At 39.2% G+C, this 23,091-nt stretch carries 21 protein-coding genes and 1 other annotated feature; of the genes, 5 read left to right on the plus strand and 16 right to left on the minus strand.

Going from position 1 to position 23,091, the window contains the following annotated elements:
- The first annotated feature begins 172 nt into the window (after nt 1-172).
- On the plus strand, nt 173-445 hold the full coding sequence (locus ACIFOT_RS09300; protein ID WP_430064047.1) for a hypothetical protein: 273 nt from the start codon (nt 173-175) through the stop codon (nt 443-445).
- Between the two features lie 138 nt (nt 446-583).
- The gene (locus ACIFOT_RS09305; protein WP_430064049.1) at nt 584-1,732 is read left to right on the plus strand and encodes a tyrosine-type recombinase/integrase; all 1,149 of its coding nucleotides are present in this window, start codon (nt 584-586) and stop codon (nt 1,730-1,732) included.
- Nucleotides 1,733-1,870: 138 nt separating this feature from the next.
- Here ACIFOT_RS09305 and ACIFOT_RS09310 read toward each other — a convergent pair whose 3' ends face one another.
- Together ACIFOT_RS09310 and tyrS are read right to left on the minus strand one after the other, a co-directional pair.
- On the minus strand, nt 1,871-2,059 hold the full coding sequence (locus ACIFOT_RS09310; RefSeq protein ID WP_430064050.1) for a DUF6954 family protein: 189 nt from the start codon (nt 2,057-2,059) through the stop codon (nt 1,871-1,873).
- Between the two features lie 83 nt (nt 2,060-2,142).
- The gene (tyrS, locus tag ACIFOT_RS09315; protein WP_430064051.1) at nt 2,143-3,396 is read right to left on the minus strand and encodes a tyrosine--tRNA ligase; all 1,254 of its coding nucleotides are present in this window, start codon (nt 3,394-3,396) and stop codon (nt 2,143-2,145) included.
- Nucleotides 3,397-3,439: 43 nt separating this feature from the next.
- Nucleotides 3,440-3,654: a binding site (T-box leader), on the minus strand.
- Nucleotides 3,655-3,799: 145 nt separating this feature from the next.
- Between tyrS and ACIFOT_RS09320 the strand changes: the two genes are divergently transcribed.
- Nucleotides 3,800-6,541 (plus strand): transglycosylase domain-containing protein, encoded by a 2,742-nt coding sequence (locus ACIFOT_RS09320; protein WP_430064053.1) that lies wholly within the window; start codon nt 3,800-3,802, stop codon nt 6,539-6,541.
- A 130-nt stretch (nt 6,542-6,671) separates the two neighbouring features.
- Here the strand turns inward: ACIFOT_RS09320 and ACIFOT_RS09325 are convergent, their stop codons facing one another.
- From ACIFOT_RS09325 to ACIFOT_RS09335, 3 genes are read right to left on the minus strand one after another with little or no spacing between them, the layout of a single operon-like run.
- A complete protein-coding gene (locus ACIFOT_RS09325) occupies nt 6,672-7,844 on the minus strand; it encodes an acetoin utilization protein AcuC (RefSeq protein WP_430064054.1) in 1,173 nt (390 codons plus the stop codon).
- Nucleotides 7,841-8,488, minus strand: a complete 648-nt coding sequence (locus tag ACIFOT_RS09330; protein ID WP_430064056.1) for an acetoin utilization AcuB family protein — start codon at nt 8,486-8,488, stop codon at nt 7,841-7,843. The genes ACIFOT_RS09325 and ACIFOT_RS09330 overlap by 4 nt, the downstream gene beginning before the upstream one ends.
- Before the next feature lie 40 nt (nt 8,489-8,528).
- Nucleotides 8,529-9,161, minus strand: a complete 633-nt coding sequence (locus ACIFOT_RS09335; protein WP_430064058.1) for a GNAT family N-acetyltransferase — start codon at nt 9,159-9,161, stop codon at nt 8,529-8,531.
- A 222-nt stretch (nt 9,162-9,383) separates the two neighbouring features.
- Between ACIFOT_RS09335 and acsA the strand changes: the two genes are divergently transcribed.
- Entirely contained in the window at nt 9,384-11,102 is a 1,719-nt protein-coding gene (gene acsA / locus ACIFOT_RS09340; RefSeq protein WP_430064059.1) for an acetate--CoA ligase, read from the plus strand.
- 50 nt (nt 11,103-11,152) lie between these two features.
- Here the strand turns inward: acsA and ccpA are convergent, their stop codons facing one another.
- From ccpA to ACIFOT_RS09365, 5 genes are all read right to left on the minus strand, one after another.
- A complete protein-coding gene (gene ccpA / locus ACIFOT_RS09345; protein ID WP_430064061.1) occupies nt 11,153-12,151 on the minus strand; it encodes a catabolite control protein A in 999 nt (332 codons plus the stop codon).
- Between the two features lie 401 nt (nt 12,152-12,552).
- Nucleotides 12,553-13,629, minus strand: a complete 1,077-nt coding sequence (locus ACIFOT_RS09350) for a bifunctional 3-deoxy-7-phosphoheptulonate synthase/chorismate mutase (protein ID WP_430064062.1) — start codon at nt 13,627-13,629, stop codon at nt 12,553-12,555.
- A 248-nt stretch (nt 13,630-13,877) separates the two neighbouring features.
- Nucleotides 13,878-14,210 (minus strand): bacillithiol system redox-active protein YtxJ, encoded by a 333-nt coding sequence (ytxJ, locus tag ACIFOT_RS09355; protein ID WP_430064063.1) that lies wholly within the window; start codon nt 14,208-14,210, stop codon nt 13,878-13,880.
- A 76-nt stretch (nt 14,211-14,286) separates the two neighbouring features.
- On the minus strand, nt 14,287-14,778 hold the full coding sequence (locus tag ACIFOT_RS09360; RefSeq protein WP_430064064.1) for a YtxH domain-containing protein: 492 nt from the start codon (nt 14,776-14,778) through the stop codon (nt 14,287-14,289).
- A 23-nt stretch (nt 14,779-14,801) separates the two neighbouring features.
- Nucleotides 14,802-15,263, minus strand: coding sequence for a DUF948 domain-containing protein (locus ACIFOT_RS09365; RefSeq protein ID WP_430064065.1), 462 nt, complete (start codon nt 15,261-15,263; stop codon nt 14,802-14,804).
- A gap of 225 nt (nt 15,264-15,488) precedes the next feature.
- Here ACIFOT_RS09365 and ACIFOT_RS09370 point away from each other — a divergent pair, with 225 nt between their 5' ends.
- On the plus strand, nt 15,489-16,604 hold the full coding sequence (locus ACIFOT_RS09370; RefSeq protein ID WP_430064095.1) for an aminopeptidase: 1,116 nt from the start codon (nt 15,489-15,491) through the stop codon (nt 16,602-16,604).
- A 40-nt stretch (nt 16,605-16,644) separates the two neighbouring features.
- On the opposite strand, the gene murC is transcribed toward ACIFOT_RS09370, so the two are convergent.
- The 6 genes from murC to ACIFOT_RS09400 form a co-directional block, all read right to left on the minus strand.
- Nucleotides 16,645-17,946, minus strand: coding sequence for a UDP-N-acetylmuramate--L-alanine ligase (gene murC / locus ACIFOT_RS09375; RefSeq protein ID WP_430064067.1), 1,302 nt, complete (start codon nt 17,944-17,946; stop codon nt 16,645-16,647).
- A gap of 236 nt (nt 17,947-18,182) precedes the next feature.
- Complete coding sequence (locus ACIFOT_RS09380) at nt 18,183-20,504, minus strand: DNA translocase FtsK (RefSeq protein WP_430064069.1); 2,322 nt, start codon at nt 20,502-20,504, stop codon at nt 18,183-18,185.
- A 142-nt stretch (nt 20,505-20,646) separates the two neighbouring features.
- Nucleotides 20,647-21,435 (minus strand): DUF1444 domain-containing protein, encoded by a 789-nt coding sequence (locus ACIFOT_RS09385; protein ID WP_430064096.1) that lies wholly within the window; start codon nt 21,433-21,435, stop codon nt 20,647-20,649.
- 88 nt (nt 21,436-21,523) lie between these two features.
- Nucleotides 21,524-21,841 (minus strand): thioredoxin family protein, encoded by a 318-nt coding sequence (locus ACIFOT_RS09390; RefSeq protein ID WP_430064071.1) that lies wholly within the window; start codon nt 21,839-21,841, stop codon nt 21,524-21,526.
- Nucleotides 21,842-21,946: 105 nt separating this feature from the next.
- Nucleotides 21,947-22,432, minus strand: a complete 486-nt coding sequence (locus tag ACIFOT_RS09395) for a hypothetical protein (RefSeq protein WP_430064073.1) — start codon at nt 22,430-22,432, stop codon at nt 21,947-21,949.
- Nucleotides 22,433-22,563: 131 nt separating this feature from the next.
- The gene (locus ACIFOT_RS09400) at nt 22,564-23,085 is read right to left on the minus strand and encodes a DUF84 family protein (protein ID WP_430064074.1); all 522 of its coding nucleotides are present in this window, start codon (nt 23,083-23,085) and stop codon (nt 22,564-22,566) included.
- Nucleotides 23,086-23,091 lie beyond the last annotated feature (6 nt).

The following is a 23,091-nucleotide window of genomic DNA, read 5'->3' on the forward strand; positions in this document are numbered from 1 at the left end:
CTAAGCTGTAGTAATCGTAGTAGTCTCTCTTATATATTTCTCTATAAGAAAATATAAATATATTAAAATAAATTTTTCTTTAGAGCCTACTACGGCTACCACACCTCAAAGATGTTTGCTGAACGACAAAAAATTTATAATCCGAAGTTAATGGAAATATGAGGTGAATAATATGCCTATTGCAGAAATCAGCGTGAACGTGAATAGTGAAGAAGTAAGGAAGTACATCAATGGAAAGCTTGATGAGTCCATCAATGAGGCTTTATTTACTTGGGATATTGATCAGATGTCGAAACGAACTTGTATGAGCAAGTCGTTTCTTGAAAATGAAATCCTGCGAGACCCACGGATGAGGTTACTTGAAAGGCGAAAAGAAAAGGGCAAAAGGTATTGGTTTTATGAAGAATCTAAGCGCGTAATCAGAGAAATTATGGACGAGTGGTGAAATCATGCACTGGATTGCAAATATTCCCAAAAATGATATGGTAATATATGTACAACGTTATCTATATTTAACGAAGCGTTGTTTACATTCTTATATTCCCCCAAAGGCGTCTGTCCACGCAAGAAAGGGAAGATTTTAATGAAACTCTTAAAAACTAAAAAGGATAAGGACCTTTATTATTACTTTAACACCAAAGGAGAAAAAAGGTGGTGCTATCGATACCGTTACTATGATGAACTAGGAACTCGTAAAGAGAAATACCAGCAGAATTTCACAAGTGAAAAAGAAGCCTACAAGGCACTTCTAGAAGTAAAGACTGGTATTGTAAATGGGAACATAAAACAAGTGGAAAACTCAAATCTGACTGTTTCTGAGTGGTTAGATATTTGGTTCGAAACACATAAAAATGACTGGAAGATTACATCCCAGCTGCAGAGGAAGAACGCAATAAAATACCAAATGAAGCCGCTTCTCGGAAAATATAAGCTGGCTGAATTGGACAAGACCACTTATAAGCGAGTTTTCATTAATGAGCTCATGAAAAAATACGAGCCCAGCACGGTCCGCTTATTTCATCGGCTTTTTAAAGTGGCTGTTAATGCTGCTGTAGATAGTGAAATTATCCCGCGAAATCGATTCATTAAGATAACCATTAAAGGTAGTGAGGATGCTAATGATAACTTTCTAACTGCTGAGGAACTGAAAGTTTTTTTGGTAGCCGCTAAAAATCTGGAGAATATTACAAATTATACAATGATCCTATTACTAGCTTATACAGGAGTACGGAGAGGTGAGGCATTGGGGCTAAAGTGGAATGACGTGGATTTTAAAGGAAAAACTGTGACTGTTAATCGGACGAGAGATAAAAAAGGGGTCCGTACGCCAAAAACGAAAAACAGCTACAGGACCATTAGAATCGATGATTCTCTCATTCATCAATTAAAACTATACCTCACCTGGTGCAAACAAACAATGCTGACATTTGGAAAGCACTTATCTGACGATGACTTTATTTTTATCTCATATCAATCAGGAACACCAATGGGAGAAAACACGCTAAAATATTGCTTTGACCGAATCATAAAAAAAACTGGTCTAAAAACAATCACTCCGCATGGCTTACGTCATACCCATGCAACGATTCTAATTGGTCAAAAACAGCCAGTTACTGTGATTGCTGAACGACTAGGAAACACTCCCCAAATGATATGGGATACCTACGGTCATAACTACAAAGCCCTGGAGGAAGAATCGGTTAACGCTTTTTCCGAGGCACTAAATTTATAAACTGGGGGAAGTTTTGGGGGAGGTTTTCAAAATACCACCTTCACCCCCTAATAATACTAGGGTTTTTACAACCATTGAGCATTACTCTCGTTAATAACAATGAACCCCAAGCCACTTTTTATGGCTCGGGGTTTTTTTCTATTTTCTATTGTTTAATTTAATGGACATCCAATATCCAAATCCAAGTAGAGCATAGATTAATACAAGTACAATGGATGTTAATACCCTTTCACGGACTGCTCCATCTGCAAATATAACGGGTCCAAGCCCGAAAAATGTGACAAGTGCAATGAGAATGATAAAGAATGCATGCAATACATATTTCATTTACGTCACCCCCATTTTCTCTTCTTATTTATATAGACGAAAAAAAAGGACCTTGGATTCACCAAGGTCCTTCTTTACTTTTCTTAATAATTGATTAGAGTGTATTTCTTTTTGCCTCTTCTGATAATTGTAAACTGTCCTTCAATCCGATCTGTATCCGCGAGGACGTAAGCAGTATCTGTTATTTTTTCACCATTAATGGTAACTGCTCCATTTGAAATATCTTCGCGAGCCTGTCGCTTAGAAGGTGAAATCTTCGCTGCAACCAAAAGATCAACTAAATTTACTTCATTTGCTGACTCATAGGCAGGCACATCCTTAAAGCCTTGTGCAATCTCGGCAGCGGTTAAGCTTTTCACATCGCCGCTAAACAGAGCCTGAGAAATTTTTATCGCCTGCTCTAGTGCAGAATCACCGTGAATGAGGCGTGTCATTTCTTCCGCCAAAACCTTTTGAGCTTTACGAAGATGCGGCTCTTCCTGGACAGCTTTTTCTAATTGTTCAATTTCCTCATGAGAAAGGAATGTGAAAATCTTTAAGTACTTCACTACATCAGCGTCAGCAGTGTTAATCCAGAATTGGTAGAACTCGTATGGAGTTGTTTTTTCCGGATCAAGCCAGATTGCACCGCTTTCTGTTTTTCCGAATTTTGTTCCATCTGCTTTAGTTACGAGCGGAATAGTTAAACCATATGCCTTAGAGCCTTCCGACTCGATTTTGCGGATTAGTTCGAGACCAGATGTAATGTTCCCCCATTGGTCGCTGCCGCCAATTTGTAATTTACAATTATGATTCTGGTACAAATGAAGGAAATCCATTGCCTGTAGGATTGTGTACGTAAATTCTGTAAACGAAATTCCTGTTTCAAGGCGAGAGGCAATTGTGTCCTTAGCCAGCATGTAATTCACGCCAATATGCTTTCCAATGTCACGCAAGAACGTCACGATATCCATCGATCCGGCCCAGTCATAGTTGTTAACCATTATGGCACCATTTTCTCCTTCAAATTCAAAAATGGATTGTAATTGTTTTTTGATTCCGTTGACATTGCTCTGTACTGTTTCGAGAGTCAAAAGCTTTCGCTCTTCACTTTTTCCACTTGGGTCTCCGATTAGCCCAGTTGCACCACCGACTAATACGATGGGACGGTGGCCGTGCTGCTGGAATCTTCTGAGTGTTAAAAATGGAAGTAAGTGTCCAATATGCATACTGTCTGCAGTAGGATCCACGCCGCAGTATAAAGAAATTTTTTCCTTGCTAACTGTATCCTTTAAGCCTTCTTCATCCGTTTGCTGATAAATAATCCCTCTCCACGCTAAATCCTGTAATAAATCCATTCTAAATCCCTCCAATCAAAAATAAAAAACGCCCCTGCAAAATTGCAGGGACGAGATAATCGCGGTACCACCCAGCTTGAGGAAAATTCCTCCAACTCAAAAAATATAACGGTTTAACCGTTCTCTGCTACTGCTCTTTTCACAGAGAAAGCTCGAGGATGTAATTCATTCTTCTATTTGTGACAGCTTTCACCGGCCGCTGACTCTCTAATTTACAGGGATAGAAGAACTACCATTGGTTCCCTTCAACGCTTTTTATAAAATTAGCTTATTGCATTTTTACCATATCTTACTTCCCATGTCAAATGCGATATGGAAATTTCAGAAAAATGTAGAACGTTGTCAGTTTTTATACCTTCTATATGCTATAATGTATGTGATTTTAGATGAGGTGATGCTATTAATGAATGAAAAAATTCAAGCATGGCTGGAAAAAACAAAATCCATGCTTAACTTAATAACCCATAAAAAGGCGGTAAAAGGGGCACGAATTACATATTCTGTTTTTTGGAACCTATTCCTGTTGGTTTTAACAGTTGTCATCCTTGGAGGTTCATTTGCCACAGGTGTTGGAGCTGGTTATTTTGCCTCACTAGTAAAGGACGAACCTGTCCGTTCATATGAAAGTATGAAAAAAGATATTTATAATTATACAGAACCATCGGAATTATATTTTGCTAATAATGTTTATTTAGGAAAAATGCGCTCCGATCTTGAACGTGAAGAAGTAAGGCTAGATCAAGTATCAGACTACCTAGTCAATGCAGTCGTTGCTACTGAAGACGAATATTTTTATAAGCATCAAGGCGTAGTGCCAAAGGCAGTTTTCCGCGCCCTCTTTCAAGAAGTGACCAATTCTTCCGTCCAATCTGGCGGCAGCACATTAACACAACAATTAATTAAAAACCAACTCTTAACCAATGAGGTTTCCTTTCAAAGGAAGGCCAATGAAATTTTACTTGCCCTTCGTTTAGAGAAATTTTTCGATAAAAAAGAAATCCTTGAAGCTTATTTAAACGTATCCACCTTTGGCAGAAACTCATCAGGCCGAAACATTGCTGGAGTTGAGGCAGCCGCAAAAGGGATTTTTGGAAAAAAAGCAAGTGAATTAACCCTTCCGCAGGCAGCATTTATCGCAGGATTGCCTCAGAGCCCTTTTGGATATACGCCTTTTACGAGAGAAGGTAAGGTCAAGAACAATCTTGAACCAGGACTTACACGGATGAAAACAGTTTTAAAAAGGATGTTCGATGGCGGTTATATCAATCAAAAGCAATATGCAGAAGCATCTTCCTACGATATTACTAAAGATTTTATTAAGCCTATCAGTACTCCAAGTGAAAATTACCCAGGTCTGCCTACAGAAATTGAAAAGCGTGCTGTTGGTGTTTTAACAACAGTTTTAGCCAAAAAAGATGGCTATACAGACAAAGATTTAAAAAATGATGATAATCTTAACTACAAATATCAAACAATGGCCGACCATGCTTTACATCAAAATGGTTATCAAATTCATACCACCATCGACAAAGAAATTTACGAAGCGATGCAAAAGGTAAAGGATAATTACAAATATTACGGCCCAGATAAATCCCAGGAAAAAAAGGATCCTGAAACAGGTGAAAAGAGAACAGTAATGGAACCCGTTGAAGTCGGGGCGGAGCTTATTGAAAACAAGACAGGGAAAATTATCAGCTTTGTTGGCGGAAGAGACTATGGCAAACAACAGATGAATCATGCTACCAGTGCTCTTAGGCCAAATGCTTCTACGATGAAGCCTCTTCTTGTCTACGGCCCTGCAATAGAGTTAGGAAAAGCATCTCCTGGCACACCGCTTCCTAACGTTGCCTTAAATTTTATTCCTGGCAGAAGCAAGCCATGGCCGCAAAACTACGACTACCGCTATAGCGGCTTAGTTTCAGCGAGGTATGCACTTGCAAAATCTTATAACGTTCCGGCTGTGAAACTTTACTCAGAAATCGTCAACCAGCATCCTGCTAAGTATTTGGAAAAGATGGGAATTACCTCGTTGAGTAAAGAGGACCATACAAACCTTTCAGCTGCCATCGGTTCTATATCGGGAGTCACTGTTGAAGAAAACACAAATGCGTTCAGTACTTTTGCCAACGGCGGGAAATTTATCGATGCCTATATGATTGATAAAATTGTTGATAAAAGTGGTAAAGTAATTTATCAACACGAGGTGAAGCCTGTTGACGTTTTCAAACCGCAGACAGCCTATTTAACTCTCGATATGATGCGGGATGTTATTAAAATGGGGACTGCAGCAGGGATTAATAGTAAATTAAAATTCCGTGCCGATTGGGCTGGGAAAACAGGTACTGGTAATGAATATGTTGATTCCTGGTTCGTTGCAACCAACCCAAATGTCACTTTTGGTATTTGGACCGGTTATGATACACCAAAATCATTGCAGTCTAGAGGGATGTCATACAGCCAGCGGACGAATAATTTATGGGCTGAATTAATCAATTCTGCCTATAACCTTAAGCCGGATTTAATCGATCCTAAAGAATCGTTTCAAATGCCAGAAGGAATTGTAAAACGCTCATATTGTGCTGTTTCCGGAATGCTGCCATCTAGTGCATGTTCAAAAGCAGGATTAATTGAGAGTGATTACTTTAATGTTAATAACGTACCTTCTAAAGTTGATGACAGCTTAATTGAAGGTAAATTTGTCACGATTGGCGACAGAAGATATTTAGCCCTAGATTCTACCCCAAAAGAGTTTGCTCAGTTTGGTTTAATCCTAAATCCGGACTTCATTACTAGGATGGTAGGAAAGAGCTTTAAAAATTATAGCCAGCTCATTCCAAATAAGGACCGTTGGGGAAAAGTTCTTGTATCAAGTGCAAAGATGGTTGATAACGGAAAGAGTCCTAATGGTGTAGGGTTATCAGTTTCAGGCAGTACAATAACATGGTCATCGCCTGGTGATAATGATGTTGTCGGGTACCGAGTTTATCAAAATGGCAGTATAGTAGCCAGCATCATTAGCGGTTCTAAGCTTTCTTATACGGCAGGAAACGGGAATTACTATGTAACGGCTGTTGATATTGCAGGCAAGGAATCTGCCCCGTCTAATCAAGTTACTGTTGCTGCTGCAACAACTCCTGCACCGTAATAAAAAACACAAGAGACTAAAATCTCTTGTGTTTTTTATGTTAGGCTGTGTTAAACTAGCTTGTTGATTTCCGCTCCAATCAACAGGATTAAAAAATCAACAGAGGCCTTTAACACAGCCATACGTTAAATTATACAGATTCACTTTTTTGATGATTCCGAATCGGATAAAGTGCCTTTTCGAGTGTAAGTAAATTTTTTTCGGTAATTTCTGCTTTTCTTGGGATAGGTGTATATAAATTTTCCGGGTCATCCCATTCCCTTGGCAATTGGACAGGCGCATCTTTTTGCCAGCGCTCCACCCACTCCTTAGGCAAGCTGCCATAACAATTCGAGTTTTCAGTCATTTCAAGCCAAATGAGTGCCCAGGCTCTTGGTACCACGCGCCAAATATCATAGCCCCCTCCCCCTACCGCAATCCATCTTCCATTGCAATATTGATGAGCAATTTCATGGGCAAGCTTTGGAATTTCCCTATAGATTTTCATCGTTGCTGATAAATGTGTTAAAGGATCATAATAATGGGAATCAGCCCCATTTTGCGTGAGAATTACATCGGGTTTAAAAAACTCAGCCACTTCTTTAATTGCCTGGGAATAGGCATGCAGCCATGATTCATCTTCGGTAAAAGCATCGACTGGGATATTAAAGGAATATCCATAACCTAACCCTTGTCCTCTTTCATTGATATTCCCTGTACCAGGAAATAAATATCTTCCTGTTTCATGAATCGAAAGGGTGCACACTTTCGGATCATCATAAAAGGACCACTGGACTCCATCCCCATGGTGAGCATCTGTATCAACGTATAATACTCTGGCATTATACTTTTCCTGAAGATATTTGATGGCTACTGAACTATCATTGTAAATGCAAAATCCAGAGGCTTTGCCACGGAAGCCATGGTGCAAGCCTCCTCCAAGATTAACTGCATGGCGGGCACGGCCGGACATTACTTCGTCTACAGCTGTTAAAGTGCCGCCAACTAATAAGGCACTTGCTTCATGCATATTAGGAAAAATAGGTGTATCTTCTGTACCAAGTCCATAATTTTCAGCGATTTCGTTCGGAAGCTGCCCATATCCAGCTTTTTTTACTGCCTCTATGTAGCTTTGATCATGGATAAGGGCTAATTCTTCGTCGGTCGCCATTCTTGGAGGAATGATGTGTTCAGGATTTAATGCATTCATTTTATTTAATAGGTCTACTGTTAATTTAAGCCGGAATTGGTTAAACGGATGATGACTGCTAAATTTATAATTTAGCTGTTCTTCTGAGAAAACAAAGGAGCATTGATCTTTCATAGGGAAATCCCCGGTAGATTTGGCCATAAAACTTGGTGGCCAGCTTCTTTAAGATCTTGAATAAGCGCCGTTGGGTTCATCGTTTGCACCCTGATGACGAGAATTTTAAATTGATCATCCGATTTGTCAGGATATACTAGTACACTAAGAATATTTGCTTTCCGGTTTTTAATAACAGTAGTAATATCACTAAGTTTGCCTGCTAGATTAGGAACCCTTATTTCAATTTGTGACCCGGGCTGATGGGCACCGGTCAACTCAACCATGGTTCGCAGTAAATCAGTTTCAGTAACAATCCCAACCAACTTTTGATCATTTATGATGGGAATACAACTAATTTTATGCTCATAAAAGAGGCCTGCAACCTCTTCTACAAAGTCGAGAGGATGACCAGTAATAACGTTTTTTTCCATGATTGTCTCAAGCGGCTTTTTTAAATCCTCCGGATGCTCATTTGCATGAAAAATAGAGGGTGTTGCCTCCCTAATTTCGGCAATGGTAACAAGACCTACCAATTGTTTTTCTGAAGTGATAATCGGAATATGGCGAATTTTTCTAGATTCCATTAAATCCATTGCATCGGCAATTGTATTGGTTGGATACAGTGTTGCGACATCTGTTTTCATGATTTCTTCAACGATCATTAACAATTCCCCCTCGAGTGCAGGCAATATCAGCAATACTCTAATACATAAATCTATTCAAAAAGCGCAGGCGGTCAAACTTTTGGACCGTTTCACTGTCGACACGTTTACCAATTCTCGCCATAAGGCAATTGGCGGGATGGGAACAGATTTCAGGGTCATCTGTTGCATACCACTCAAGGCCGCCGGCATTCATCATCTTTTCCATTATTTTTCGATATTCCCACACATTTAATTTTGTTCCTTTTAAATCCCAGTGCCAATAATACTCGGTTGTTATGGTTAAATAGTCTTCCATTGCATCATCCATCATCGAAACAATTAGAAGGTTTTTACCGACCTGACTGCCTCTAAATTGGGGAATGACTTCAATGGCACCCAGCTCAATTAAATTATCCATTTTTCCTTCCGACCATCTTTCAAGCGGGTCTGGGTAAAGGAAAGTGACATAACCAACAATGGTATTCCGGTATCTGGCAATAATAATTCTGCCTTCTGAAAGATCAGCAATCCCAATTAAAGCTGTATGCTGCTGCTCGGGAGGGCGAAAGGCAATCAGGTCTTCATGAAAATCAAGTCCTGCTAGTTTATCTGACGAAATAGGCCCTTCAATAATCAGGGTCCCATGTGGTGTTTTAAGTTGTTTGGCATTATATGTTTTTTTATGTTCCATACGGTCACCTACCTAAAAAAATCATTCGTTTTCAATTTCAATTCTATTATACATAAAAACTTGTAAGTAAAGTCGACTTAACAAAATTTTCAGATTTATAAAACAGGTTGACAAATACTATTAGTATTATAATAAAATAATAGCAGGTAATATTTAAAAAATTGTGAATAGTAACTAATTGTACTATAATTATCTTAATATACGCTACAAGGGGGAGATCAAATGAAAGTGGAAGCGTTACCAGTTGTTCAAGGAGATCATAATTTACAAAATTATGAGGAAATGTATAAGAATTTTGACTGGAAAGAAACTGAAAAGCAATTCTCTTGGAGTGAAACAGGTCTTGTGAATTTGGCCTATGAAGCGATTGACCGCCATACAGAAACCTTCCGTAAAAATAAGGTTGCCCTTTATTATCGTGACGGGTCAAGGAACGAAAAGTATACCTTTAAAGAGATGAAGGAGCTTTCCAATAAGGCTGGGAATGTTCTAAAAAATTACGGTGATGTTGAAAAAGGCGACCGTGTATTCATTTTTATGCCTCGATCACCTGAGCTTTACTTTACTGTTTTAGGTGCGATTAAACTTGGCGCCATTGTCGGCCCATTATTTGAAGCATTTATGGAAGGTGCAGTCAAGGATCGCCTGCAGGACAGTGAAGCTAAGGTATTGGTTACAACACCTGAGTTATTAGAAAGAGTTCCTGTCAACGAATTGCCTGCATTGAAGCATATTTTCCTTGTCGGCAAAAATGTAGAGGAACAAGATCCATATATTAATTTTATAGAAAAATTTGAATCTGCAAGCAAAGAACTTAATATTGAATGGGTTGAAAGAACAGACGGTCTAATCCTGCATTATACATCCGGATCTACGGGAAAACCTAAAGGGGTATTGCATGTACATAATGCAATGATCCAGCACTATCAAACAGCAAAATGGGTGCTAGATTTAAAAGAGGACGATGTATACTGGTGTACTGCCGACCCTGGCTGGGTTACCGGAACTTCTTACGGCATTTTTGGACCATGGTTAACCGGAACATCAAATGTCATTATCGGCGGACGCTTTAGTCCTGAATCCTGGTATCAAATGATTGAGGATTTTGGCGTTACCGTTTGGTATAGCGCCCCAACTGCCTTCCGCATGCTAATGGGTGCTGGTGATGAATTAGTAAAAAAATTCAACCTAAGCAGTCTTCGCCATGTTTTAAGTGTGGGTGAACCGTTAAATCCTGAAGTCGTTAAATGGGGTGTGAAAGTATTTAATCACCGAATCCATGATAACTGGTGGATGACAGAAACTGGAGCCCAGCTGATAAGCAATTACCCTTGCATGACGATTAAGCCGGGTTCAATGGGCAAACCAATTCCAGGTGTTACGGCCGCTATTGTGGACGACCAAGGGAATGAACTTCCGCCATATCGAATGGGGAATCTTGCTATTAAAAAAGGATGGCCTTCCATGATGCATGCAATTTGGAATAATCCTGAGAAATATGAATCCTATTTTATGCCGAGCGGCTGGTATTTCTCTGGTGACTCTGCATATATGGATGAGGATGGTTATTTCTGGTTCCAAGGTCGAATTGATGATGTAATTATGACATCTGGTGAACGGGTAGGACCATTTGAAGTAGAAAGCAAGCTTGTCGAGCATCCAGCGGTTGCAGAAGCAGGAGTCATTGGTAAACCAGACCCTGTCCGCGGAGAAATTATTAAAGCATTCATCGCTTTAAGGGATGGCTATACGGCTTCAGATGAGCTGAAAGAAGAAATCAGGCAATTTGTGAAAAAAGGCCTTGCCGCCCATGCTGCCCCAAGAGAAATTGATTTCCGTGACAAGCTGCCAAAAACACGAAGCGGAAAAATTATGCGCCGTGTTTTAAAAGCTTGGGAACTGAATTTGCCTGCAGGCGACCTTTCCACACTAGAGGACTAAAATATCAAAAAAACACAAGAGAATTTATTTTCTCTTGTGTTTTTTTATGTTTATTTTGTGGATTGGCGGTGTTCAATCCGATGTGGGAGAATGACAATGTTCTCTGTCGTTTTCTCTTTATTCATCAGCTTAGTTAAAAGACGCATGGCAACGGCTCCGATATCATATAACGGCTGGACAATGGTTGTCAGCTGAGGACGAACCATGAGTGAAAGTCTTGTGTTATCCGAGGTAATAACCTCAAAATCCTCAGGAATTTTATAGCCTTTATCCTCTGCACCATGAACCACACCTAATGCCATTTCATCAGAACCGACAAGGATAGCTGTAGGACGCGTCTCGGCTTCAAGCAATTTTTCAAATGCTTCAATACCAGAATCATACGTATAGTCACCTTCAACGACAAGATCTTCATTATTAGGAATTCCAGCTTCTTGAAGAGCACGCTCATAGCCTTTTAATTTCTTTTGGGCATTTTTAGGTTCATGAAGCGGACCAATTACGAAAGCGATGTTTTTATGTCCTTTTTCAATGAATTCCTTTACTGAATCATAAACCGCTTCTTCGTAATCAATGTTGACAGAAGGAATCTTGTCTGATTCTTCTATTGAGCCGGCAAGGACAATTGGAACAGGTGATTTTTCAAATTCCTCAACATGATCAGCGGTAATATTCCCTCCCATGAAAACGATGCCATCCACCTGTTTCCCTAGCATTGTGCCTAATAAATGTAATTCTTTCTCTTTGTTTTGGTCGGAATTACTTAAAATGATATTGTATTTATACATCGTTGCAATATCTTCAATACCTCGTGCTAATTCAGCAAAAAAGATATTGGAGATATCAGGGATAATGACTCCGACTGTTGTTGTCTTTTTACTTGCCAATCCTCTAGCAACCGCATTTGGACGATAGCCTAGTCGTTCAATCACTTCTAATACTTTTTTGCGGGTTACTGGTTTTACATTTGGATTTCCATTCACTACGCGTGAGACCGTTGCCATGGAAACGTTAGCTTCACGGGCAACATCATAAATAGTAATATTCACGTTTAAACACTCTCCTAAAACGATCCTTATTTCTCTTATTTTACAGCAGCTAGTAAAAACCTATCCGCTTTGTGAGAAAATATACAAATTGATATATGTCTTTAACTATACGATAAGAAGATTAAACCTGCAATTGCATTGGTCACATTTTCTATATATTTTCTGTTTTTAAATAGGGCTTGTTGATTTCCGCTCCAGGCGCCCGCTTTCCGCGGGCGGTCCGTGGAGCCTGCTCGGCGCTATCGCGCCTGCGGGGTCTCCCCTGCCCCGTACCCCCGCAGGAGTCGAACGCCTTCCGCTCCATTCAACAAGTGATAAAAATAAAAATGTGTTTTAACATAGCCCAATCAAAAAACCTTCTGCAGGCAAATGCAGAAGGTTTTTTCTAAAAGATAGCAATATTAAATCTGGACAAAGTTTGATGCAAGTAATTCTTTATAGAATTGATCAAACTGCTCAAGATTCATTTGCTGCTGTGCGTCTGATAGGGCAACAGCAGGGTCTGGATGAACTTCAGCCATCACGCCGTCTGCACCAATAGCAAGTGCAGCCTTAGCAGCTGGAAGAAGCAAGTCTCTTCTTCCCGTGGAATGTGTTACATCGACCATTACCGGCAAATGCGTTTCTTGTTTCAAAATAGGAACTGCTGAAATATCAAGCGTGTTTCTTGTTGCTCTTTCATAAGTTCTGATCCCGCGTTCACAAAGGATGATTTGGCCATTTCCTTGTGACATAATGTATTCTGCCGCATTAATAAACTCTTCTATTGTTGCTGCAATACCTCTTTTTAATAATACTGGCTTCTTTACAGCACCAGCCGCTTTTAATAGTTCAAAGTTTTGCATATTTCGAGCGCCGATTTGAATGACATCTATGTAATCAATCGCCATTTCAATATCAGCAGGGTTTACGATTTCACTAATAACAGCCATATCAAATTCATCTGCAACACGTTTTAAAATTTTTAATCCTTCTACCCCTAAGCCTTGGAAATCATATGGAGAAGTTCTAGGCTTATACGCTCCACCACGAAGAAGCTTTAGACCTTTCTCTTTCATTGCCTTTGCCACAGTCGCTACTTGCTCATAGGATTCAACAGCACATGGACCAAAGACAAAATGCGGCTTACCATCGCCGACCTTTTCACCCTTTAAGGTTACAATGGTGTCCTCAGGCTTTTTCTTTCTTGAGACAAGTAATGCTTTTTCATGATCATCTTTTTGTAGATTTAAGCCAGCTTTAAAGATTTCTTTGAAGATATGATCGATGGTTGCATCTTCAAACGGACCATCGTTGTGCTCCTTGATAACCTCAAGCATTTTTCTTTCGCGAACTGGATCGTAACGGTATACTCCTTGATTACCTTTTACCTGTCCAATCTCTTGGACGAGGTGAGCTCTTTCATTAATCAGCCTCAACAACTCCAAGTTTACTTCATCTACACGCGCTCTCAATTGATCCAATTGATTTGTACCCATTACGCATCCCCGTCCTTTCTTTTGCAAATCAGTATTATTTGTTTACTGGTTCACAAGGTTAAAAGTTTGAAATTTTAAAACATTTTTTTAATTAGGCTTTATTATAGCGGAAATTAATTTTTTTGTCACTTCTTTTTTCTTTAATAGTTAGACGCTTTTAAGCGCTAAAGTGTTTTGTGTATATTTGTATATATTTAAGCAATTTATGTTTTCCATTATGAAAATGTGAATAAATTTCAAGTTATTTTTTATAGATTTTCATTCATAGCATTTGCCAAAGAGCGGTTGGTTATTTTCCAATGGGAAGCATTCCACCTAGCTTCTCCGTTTGAAAACAGAATAGCTTGCGGGGATTCATGTTTAATTTGAAATTTTTCCGCAATATCATTAGAAAGTGGGCGTGAATCCTGAACAGCTAAGAAATACGTTGGGATATCCTGGTTTTCATCTGCATATTTTTCATATTCCTTATACGCCGCATGACTGATTGGACAAGTTAAACTATGCTTTAACAAATAAAATTTACTTTCTTTTTGGAGCAAATCCTCAAGTTGTTCGACTGTATCAATTTTTTCTAACATAAAAAAAACCTCCCTAAAATAAATAAACGGTGAAGTAATTTTATCACTTCACCGTACCTATAACAAATAAACCGATTTAAAGCTTGACCTTACTTTCTTCTTCTTCCAAAGCCCTTTCAGCTTCCGCTATTCTTTTCCGTATTTCATCACTGTCTAATGTTGACTCAACATCTGTTTCTTTCGAAAAAGTTGGTTTTGGTTTCCCTATCGAAATATAAGCGGGAGCTGATTCTTCGCCAGCTTCAGCCTTATTTGCTGCTTTGTTCTTCGCCTTGTTTAACAGCCCTGAGGATTGCTGGATTAAACCTTGCGAAACTGAAGAGGTTTTTGATGCTAAATCATTGCTTTTACTCACTACATTTTCTCGTAAATCGGCTGTTTTTTCCATAATGGAACCCGCTTGATTACTTAAAGTAATGCGCAGTTCTTTCCCAGTTTTTGGAGCCAAAAGCAGTGCCGCGGCAGCACCGACTGCCCCTCCGATTAACGCTCCTAATAAGAAGCCGGATGATGCTCCTTCATTTCGGGTTTGGTTTGTTTCTCGAGATTCATAATCTCTATTTGACATTTATATTACCTCCCTTAATTTATTTAATGTGCTCTGATTCTCGGTTTAACTTCAGAATTAACTTCATTATTTACGTGCTTTCTTGCCTGCCATTTTTCCTTTAATTCGAGGAGAATATTGCTCCATTGAATGATTTGCGCAACCTTTTCCTTGCTCTCCTCCACTGTTTGGTCAACCGAGGTTGTGATGCTTTTAAGCGTTCCGTTAAATCCTGAAATAGTTGTACCAACATCCTTTACCGCTGATACCACACTATTTAGGTCCTTGGATTTTTGATGAATATCCTCCGCCAATGCATTCGTTTTTTGTAACAGCAGATGAGTTTCACCCATAACCCCATCAAGCTGTTTTTCTAATCCCTTTAACGTGCCGGAAACGCCTGTCAATGTCTCTTGAAGCGATTTAAGCGTTTTCGATAAGTAGATGACAAGCACAAGAAACGCAATCGCGATCAAGGCTACGCTTAAGTATAAAATAATTTGCATTGTGATACCTCCGCCTTAACTCTATCATTATGTATTACCCATCAGTGATGGATATAAACCTCGCTAATAATCTTATACTACTTCAATATTTTTGTCTTCAATTCCTGCCATTTGTTTGAAATAATTCATCCGTAAATCAGCAGTTGAAACTTTATCTATGAACTTTCCTTCTCGTTTCGGTTACAATAATACTTGTATGTCATTTTTTCTGTTGGAGGCGTTATGATGAAGGATCCTCGTATTGAGAAACTAGCTAAAAATTTAATTAATTATTCTGTGCAGCTTCAAAAAGGAGAAAAAGTGCTGATTGAAAACTTTGGGCTGCAGCGGGAGCTTGTCACAGCCCTTGTGAAAGAAGCCTATGAGGCTGGCGGTTACCCATTTGTTTTAATCAAAGATCATCAAGTTGATCGTTCTTTATTATTAGGTGCCCAGGAAGAACAGTTTAATATGATGGCTGAGTTTGAAGCGAATGTTATGAGTAAAATGGATGCATACATAGGGCTGCGTTCAGGCAGCAACATCAATGAACAAGCGGATGTTCCAGATGACAAAATGAAAATCCATGGTAATTCCATTGGCAAAAAGGTACACCGCGATATCCGTGTCCCTAAAACAAAATGGGTTGTTCTCCGCTACCCGACTTCAAACATGGCACAACTAGCAAAAATGAGTACCGAAGCATTTGAAGACTTTTATTTTGATGTTTGTAACCTGGATTACGGAAAAATGGATAAAGCCATGGATAGTCTGGTAGACTTGATGAACCGTACAGATAAAGTCCGCATTACCGGCCCTGGTACAGACCTAACTTTCTCTATTAAAGATATTCCAGCCATTAAATGTGCTGGAAGATTAAATATTCCAGATGGGGAAGTATACACCGCTCCTGTCCGGAATTCAGTAAACGGGTCCATTACTTATAATACTCCATCACCATACCAAGGCTTTACCTTTGAAAATGTGAAGCTAACCTTTAAGGATGGAAAAATAGTTGAAGCAGAAGCAAATGATAGTTCAAGGATAAATAAAATCTTTGACACCGATGAAGGAGCGCGCTATATCGGGGAGTTTGCAATTGGGGTCAATCCATATATCCTCAATCCAATGCAGGATATTTTGTTCGATGAAAAAATAGCCGGGAGCTTCCATTTTACCCCTGGCCAATGCTATGATGATGCTTTTAATGACAATCATTCAAACATTCATTGGGATATGGTCAATATCCAGCGGCCTGAATATGGAGGCGGCGAAATGTATTTTGATGATGTCCTAATCCGAAAAGATGGTCTATTTGTCCTTCCGGAGTTAGAGTTATTAAATCCTGATAAATTGAAGTAAGAAGAAAAAGGATGCCTTATGTGACGGCATCCTTTCTTCTTTATTGTACAATTTGTTTTTCATAGGATTCCTGGAATTTTTGAATGTCTCCGGCACCCATAAAAATAATGACGCTGTTGTTAAAATCTTTTAACACTGAAGTTGTTTCTTCAGAAAGCAATTCAGCCCCAGGAATTTTTTCTTGTAAATCCTTTATGGACAGCTTGCCGTGCTTTTCACGGGCAGAACCAAAAATTTCACACAAATAGGCTTTGTCGGCCCCTCGCAGGCTTTCCGCAAAATCATCTAAGAATGCCTGCGTACGTGTGAACGTATGCGGCTGGAATACTGCTACAATTTCACGGTCAGGATATTTTTGCTTAGCTGCCTCAATGGTTGCTTTAATTTCAGTCGGATGGTGGGCATAATCATCAATTAAGATTTGGGAACCCATATTTTTTTCGGAAAATCTTCTTTTCACACCTTGGAAGGTCATTAATCTTTCCTTGACCGTTTCTGCATTGATTTCTTCATAATGGCATAAACCAATGACCGCTAATGCATTTAATACACTGTGGTCACCGAAGGTTGGAATGGAAAAGGTATCATAAAAAGTATTTCGTATAAAGACATCAAAGGTAGTCCCATTCGTCGTCTTCACGAGATTTTTAGCCTGATAGTCATTTTCGTCCGCAAATCCGTAGAACAAGACAGGAACTTTTGCCTGGATTTTTTGCAGTTGTTCGTCATCTCCAAAAGCAAATATCCCTTTTTTTACTTGGACAGCCATCTCCTGAAAAGCAGAAAATACATCATCAATATTGGCAAAATAATCAGGATGATCAAAGTCAATATTGGTCATGATGGCATAGTCAGGGAAATAGGATAAGAAATGCCTTCTATATTCACAAGCTTCAAAAACAAAGTATTCTGCCCCTTCCTCCCCTTTACCTGTCCCATCACCAATTAAAAAGGATGTTGGCTTGGCACCAGCGATAACATGAGACATCAGCCCTGTTGTTGAAGTTTTCCCGTGTGCACCAGTAATGGCGACACTCGTAAAATTTTGCATAAAATCGCCTAAAAAGCGATGGTAACGTACTATAGGAAGTCCGAGCTCCATAGCCCTTTGAATTTCCTCATGGGTATCGGGAAAAGCATTCCCAGCAATAATCGTCATTCCTGGCTTGATATTTTCCTTTTGAAAGGGAAGGATCTTGATCCCTGATTTTTCAAGGGAGACCTGAGTAAAAAAGTGCTTTTCGACATCGGAGCCCTGCACTTGAAATTTCATATCATGAAGAACTTGTGCCAGTGCACTCATTCCAGACCCCTTTATACCTACAAAATGGTAAATAGTCATAGAAGAACCTCCAACCAACGTCTATCTGTAAAACAGTATATGACATCTGTCTGTATTTGCTAACAAGAAAAGTGGATGTGCTTATGCACATCAATCGTCCAAATTACTTTCTAAATAAATTCATTTCATTATTATAACATTGTTTATTCATAAAAACTATTTGCATCATAGAAGCTTTATTCTGTTTAACTTTGCTTTATATATTATTTGTTCACGTTAATAAAGAATACTATAGATTAACTAATAATACTAGAATCTTGAATTGACTCTAAATCAGCCTCGGTAATCAATACATCTCGAGCTTTGCTGCCATTGGCACTTGTTATATATCCATTCTGCTCGAGCATATCCATCAATCTTGCCGCGCGGTTATAGCCAATCTTAAAGCGCCGCTGCAAGCTCGAAGTAGACGCACCGCCTTGATCGACAATGAATTCACAGGCTTCAAAAAACAGTTCATCTTCTCCTTCTGCGACTTGTGCTTTTTTTAGAAGCTCCTCCTGCTCGAACAAATAGTCAGGCTCCCGCTGCTCCCTGACATGTGCCACAACAATATCAATTTCTTCATCAGATACAAATGTGCCCTGCAGGCGGACTGGCTTTGACGAGCCATTTTCTAAAAATAACATATCACCGCGGCCGAGCAGTTTTTCCGCCCCGCTAATGTCAATTATGGTACGGGAATCGACCTGTGAGGAAACAGAAAATGCAATTCTTGTTGGGATATTTGCCTTTATTAATCCGGTAATAACGTCCACTGAAGGCCTTTGGGTTGCAACGATAAGGTGTATCCCGCAAGCCCTTGCTTTTTGGGCAATCCGGCAAATGGCTTCTTCGACATCCGCAGGAGACATCATCATTAAATCAGCCAGCTCATCAATGATAATCACGATAAACGGAAGCTTATCTGAATATCTTTTATGCTGGATCGCTAATTCATTAAATCGGCCTATGTCACGAACACCCGTGTGAGCAAACAGTTCATAGCGTCTTTCCATTTCATCTACAGCCCATTTTAATGCTGCGGTTGCTGCTTTCACATCCGTAATAACAGGGCTGACTAGGTGTGGAATCCGATTGTATGGTGCAAGCTCGACCATTTTCGGGTCAATGAGCAAAAGCTTTAAATCATCAGGACTAGCTTTAAATAACAGACTTACCAAAATTGTGTTAATGCAAACACTTTTGCCAGAGCCAGTTGCTCCCGCAATTAAGCCATGTGGCATTTTCTTAAGGTCGGTTACAATCGGGTTGCCGCCAATATCAAGCCCCAGCACAGCCGTTAGTGGTGAAGCTGATTCTAGAAAAACACGGTTCCCGATAATTTCGTTTATCATCACGGGTCTTGATTTTTGATTAGGTACTTCAATACCAATCGTATGTTTTCCTGGGATCGGCGCTTCGATTCGAATATCCCTTGCTGCAAGACTAAGCTTTATATCATCGCTTAAATTAGTTATTTTATTTACCTTTACTCCTGGCTCCGGCTGGACCTCAAAACGAGTGACAGACGGCCCCTGTGTAACATTGACGACACTTGCCCCTACATTAAAGTTTTGTAGGGTTTGATTTAATAGGTCCTGTTGATAGAAAATCCAGTCATTATCCTTTTCTTCCGATATTGGCGGGCTTAATAAGCCGGAATCTGGAAACCTATATCCGTCTCGAGAGGCTGGGGGTTGATAGCTTTCATCCTTCTTTTCAGGTTCAGGAGCGCTTGCTTGAACGATTTCAATATTTATTGACTCTTTTATCGGCCTTTGCTCTCGATCTTCTCTTCTAGTTCTTTTTCTTTCTTCCCATTTTTCTTTATCTTGTTTGAGCATCATTACATTAAAAGGTAATTTTGAGCGCATAGGCCTTGATGTTTCTGGCTGCTCATTTGGTTCCTCAACAATAATCTCTTCTTCAACATCATTATTTTCATATAGTTTTGTGCTCTGCTCTGGTTCAACTGGTAAAGGAACAACTTCGGCCATCTCTTCTTCCTTAACATCTATCTGCATCTTATTATCGTCCATAACCGAAACAATCTCTTCTGTTTCATAGACTGTCTCTACAGTTGCAGCAATTGAATCTAGCTTGCTTTCAATTTCTTCTTCTAAAAAATGACTTAATTCATGCTCGATGATAGAATCCATTTTTTTAGGCCTATTAAATCCAAAAACAGGTGAGGGGATTTCTGTTGGATGAAAGGGACCGCGCATTGGCTGTTCTTTCTTTGGAATAGGTACTTTAATATTTTCTTTTGGCGTTCCCTTTTTTACCGTTTGTCTATCAGTTTTCTCTTTCCTTACCCTTTTTTCCGGAATTACAGCCGATCTTCTTTTTATTGCAGGGGTTTCTTCAATTATCCGTCTTTTGCTGATTGGACTGTGAGAAGATTTAATTTCACCTTTGGGATATTGATAAGAAATTCTAAGCTCTAAATCCTTAATGTTATCATCATTGTTCAGAAATGGATGGCCATCGTTTTTTTTATTATTTATTGTTAAATGGGCAAATTCCTCTTCCTCATCTTTTTTAAACCTTTGAAAAAAGTCTTGGATCCAACTCAAAACTATCACTCTTTCTCTTTCATCTATCATTCTATTTTATCAGTAATTGATATTTTTTCGACAAAATTTCACTGAATTAGCCGAAATATATTCGAATGAATGAAAAAAGACCACCTAGAATGTGATCTCTTTGAATTCTATTTTATTTATTTTTCCCTAAAATAAAAATAGGCTCTAATTCCCCATTTTCATATAAAAAGGATAACGCTGTAATCGGAACACGGCCATTAGCAAAAAAGCTCATAGCCATTTGCGCTAATACATCGTATCCCCGGTCATTTCGGATATCACCAATTATTAATACATCTTGATGCGGCACGGCAACCACCATCGTCCCGGTAATTTGTTTCTCAATATCATTTAGGAAGCCTTTATTTAATATCCTGCTGGCATCATACCCATCATTGGTGTTAAGAAAATAAAACGTATTACCGGCAACCTGATCCTCTTTTAGCGGCGTTGTCAGCGATCTTACATTAAATAGGGCAATCTCCTTTATTCGGGAATGGACCCACCCCTCTTTTTTCATCACACGTGCGTCAATTAATCGGTAGGTTTTACCCATATCATAGGCATAATAAATTTTTGTTTCAGCTGTATGTTCATCGATTAAAAACGGGACCCCCTCCTCTGCTTCCTTTGGAAAGGATGAGGAGCGAATGACAGGGAAAATCCTTTTTTCGTGATCCGTTAATTGGACCGTGTCCTCCATAGCACGCAGGCCTTCTTCAACATAATAAACAACTTCATCGATAGCCTTTTCTTTTTCTACATTCCATTTGGCCACAATCCCAGGCAAGGAAATGGTAATCCCTTTCTTGACTACTTCACTCTCGATTCGAAGCTGATCTTTTTCACGGTCATAAGTTATAAGTCGATCCTTGGCAGCTAACCGTGCTTCTAATTCTTTACGCATTTTGTTACTATCCATTTTCAACATGCATCCCTCCCTAAAAGGGTTTTTCTCTTATTGTACATTAAAAAACTCCCATCTCAAAAGGAGAGGGAGCTAGTTGGTATTATGATTTCAACCCCGTTATAAATCCTTCAATTTCTTCTTGCGTTTTGCGATCCTTACTTACAAAACGGCCAAGCTCTTTCCCGTTTTCATAAGCAATAAAGCTTGGAATCCCAAACACATCTACTTGCTGGCATAAATCAATAAATTGATCGCGGTCAATATGGATAAAGGTATATTCCGTAAATTTCGCTTCAATTTCAGGCAGCGCTGGTTCAATAAAACGGCAATCTCCACACCACTTTGCTGAAAACATAAAAATCGTTTTCCCATTATCTCTTAGCTGCTCAAATTCCTCGATTGATTCTAAATGTTTCAAATTCAACGCCTCCGTTTGAATTATCTCGATCTTCTCAAATCATATCAGCCATCCTGCCGATTAGTCTATCGATTTGCATTTCGAAAATGTACACTGACTTGCCTATTATTTACCAAACTTAACTGAATTAACAATTTGCATCATCGCTTTACCATCTTCAACCAAGTCACTGGTCTCCGTCTGTGTCGTTATTTTTGTGCCGCCAATTCCGACTGTCAGTTCGTTTTGATCATCATCTAATTCCTTTATCGTTAAAAAGCCAAATTTACTGTCTGAGGTAAACTTTTCATTTATATTAAGCCTCTTATACTGATTAACTGTTCCTTTATAAACCACTTCACTTAAACTGTCTTCCTGAGGATTTACGAAAAGTATATAGATTTTAGAGCCATTTTTTAAAATGATGTTATTGGGTTTTTCATCTTTTATTTTATAACCATTGGGTAAATAAAAATGAATTTTTCCACTCTTTTCATTTGGCTGTTCCGCTTTTTCCTGTAAGGCTGATTTCACAGTTTTAATTGTGTTTTTACTTTCATCATTAAGTGAAGCATGGCTGCAGGCTCCTAATACAAAAAGTAATAAGCTCAATATGGTAATAGTTTTATAAAGTTTCAGGATGCACTCCCCCAATTCACGACAATAGTCCTATCTACATCATACCTTCCAGAATATTCAAAAGACAAGACTTTTTGTCGAAAATCGCCGTCGAAAAAGAGAGATTAATCTTCTAAATGCGTTTTTTGATAGGTATATTGTCCAATCAGGAGATTCATGACATGGGTAAACATTTCCACTCGGTTAACGAGACCATTTGTGAAGATTCCAATTGCCCCTTCGTGTTTTCTGACATTTTTCTTATTAGCGTAATCATCCATGACTGGTCCGAGCTCTTCTCCCGCACGAAGTCTTACTGCTATTTCTTCAGGCAGTAAAACCCGGGCACCACCGGCAATAATCGGTGCCTTATCTTTTGATGCCAGTGCCCCCCAGTTACAAATCAGCAAGCCCTGGCTTGTTTCCTGTACGCCTCCTTCAAGGCCAATCCCAATATCACCATTACCTTGATTTAACGCTTCAACTGCCCGGTTAACCGCTCCACGAATTGTTTCTTCATCTGAAAAGGGCTGAGCATTTACTCCGGACGGAATATCCATAGAAATATACTCTGCGTCTTGATTTAGGAAGCTATTTTTTACTGCTGTAATTTTTGCCAGGTTTTTTGATCCAATTATGATTTTCATGTAAGC

Source organism: Neobacillus sp. NRS-1170, assembly GCF_050468025.1.

Bases quoted from the DNA above. Each gene is read 5' to 3' on its own strand.
- ACIFOT_RS09300 (WP_430064047.1), top strand. From the start codon at position 173: ATGCCTATTGCAGAAATCAGCGTGAACGTGAATAGTGAAGAAGTAAGG.
- ACIFOT_RS09305 (WP_430064049.1), top strand. From the start codon at position 584: ATGAAACTCTTAAAAACTAAAAAGGATAAGGACCTTTATTATTACTTT.
- ACIFOT_RS09310 (WP_430064050.1), bottom strand. From the start codon at position 2,059: ATGAAATATGTATTGCATGCATTCTTTATCATTCTCATTGCACTTGTC.
- tyrS (WP_430064051.1), bottom strand. From the start codon at position 3,396: ATGGATTTATTACAGGATTTAGCGTGGAGAGGGATTATTTATCAGCAA.
- ACIFOT_RS09320 (WP_430064053.1), top strand. From the start codon at position 3,800: ATGAATGAAAAAATTCAAGCATGGCTGGAAAAAACAAAATCCATGCTT.
- ACIFOT_RS09325 (WP_430064054.1), bottom strand. From the start codon at position 7,844: ATGAAAGATCAATGCTCCTTTGTTTTCTCAGAAGAACAGCTAAATTAT.
- ACIFOT_RS09330 (WP_430064056.1), bottom strand. From the start codon at position 8,488: ATGATCGTTGAAGAAATCATGAAAACAGATGTCGCAACACTGTATCCA.
- ACIFOT_RS09335 (WP_430064058.1), bottom strand. From the start codon at position 9,161: ATGGAACATAAAAAAACATATAATGCCAAACAACTTAAAACACCACAT.
- acsA (WP_430064059.1), top strand. From the start codon at position 9,384: ATGAAAGTGGAAGCGTTACCAGTTGTTCAAGGAGATCATAATTTACAA.
- ACIFOT_RS09350 (WP_430064062.1), bottom strand. From the start codon at position 13,629: ATGGGTACAAATCAATTGGATCAATTGAGAGCGCGTGTAGATGAAGTA.
- ytxJ (WP_430064063.1), bottom strand. From the start codon at position 14,210: ATGTTAGAAAAAATTGATACAGTCGAACAACTTGAGGATTTGCTCCAA.
- ACIFOT_RS09360 (WP_430064064.1), bottom strand. From the start codon at position 14,778: ATGTCAAATAGAGATTATGAATCTCGAGAAACAAACCAAACCCGAAAT.
- ACIFOT_RS09365 (WP_430064065.1), bottom strand. From the start codon at position 15,263: ATGCAAATTATTTTATACTTAAGCGTAGCCTTGATCGCGATTGCGTTT.
- ACIFOT_RS09370 (WP_430064095.1), top strand. From the start codon at position 15,489: ATGAAGGATCCTCGTATTGAGAAACTAGCTAAAAATTTAATTAATTAT.
- murC (WP_430064067.1), bottom strand. From the start codon at position 17,946: ATGACTATTTACCATTTTGTAGGTATAAAGGGGTCTGGAATGAGTGCA.
- ACIFOT_RS09385 (WP_430064096.1), bottom strand. From the start codon at position 21,435: ATGGATAGTAACAAAATGCGTAAAGAATTAGAAGCACGGTTAGCTGCC.
- ACIFOT_RS09400 (WP_430064074.1), bottom strand. From the start codon at position 23,085: ATGAAAATCATAATTGGATCAAAAAACCTGGCAAAAATTACAGCAGTA.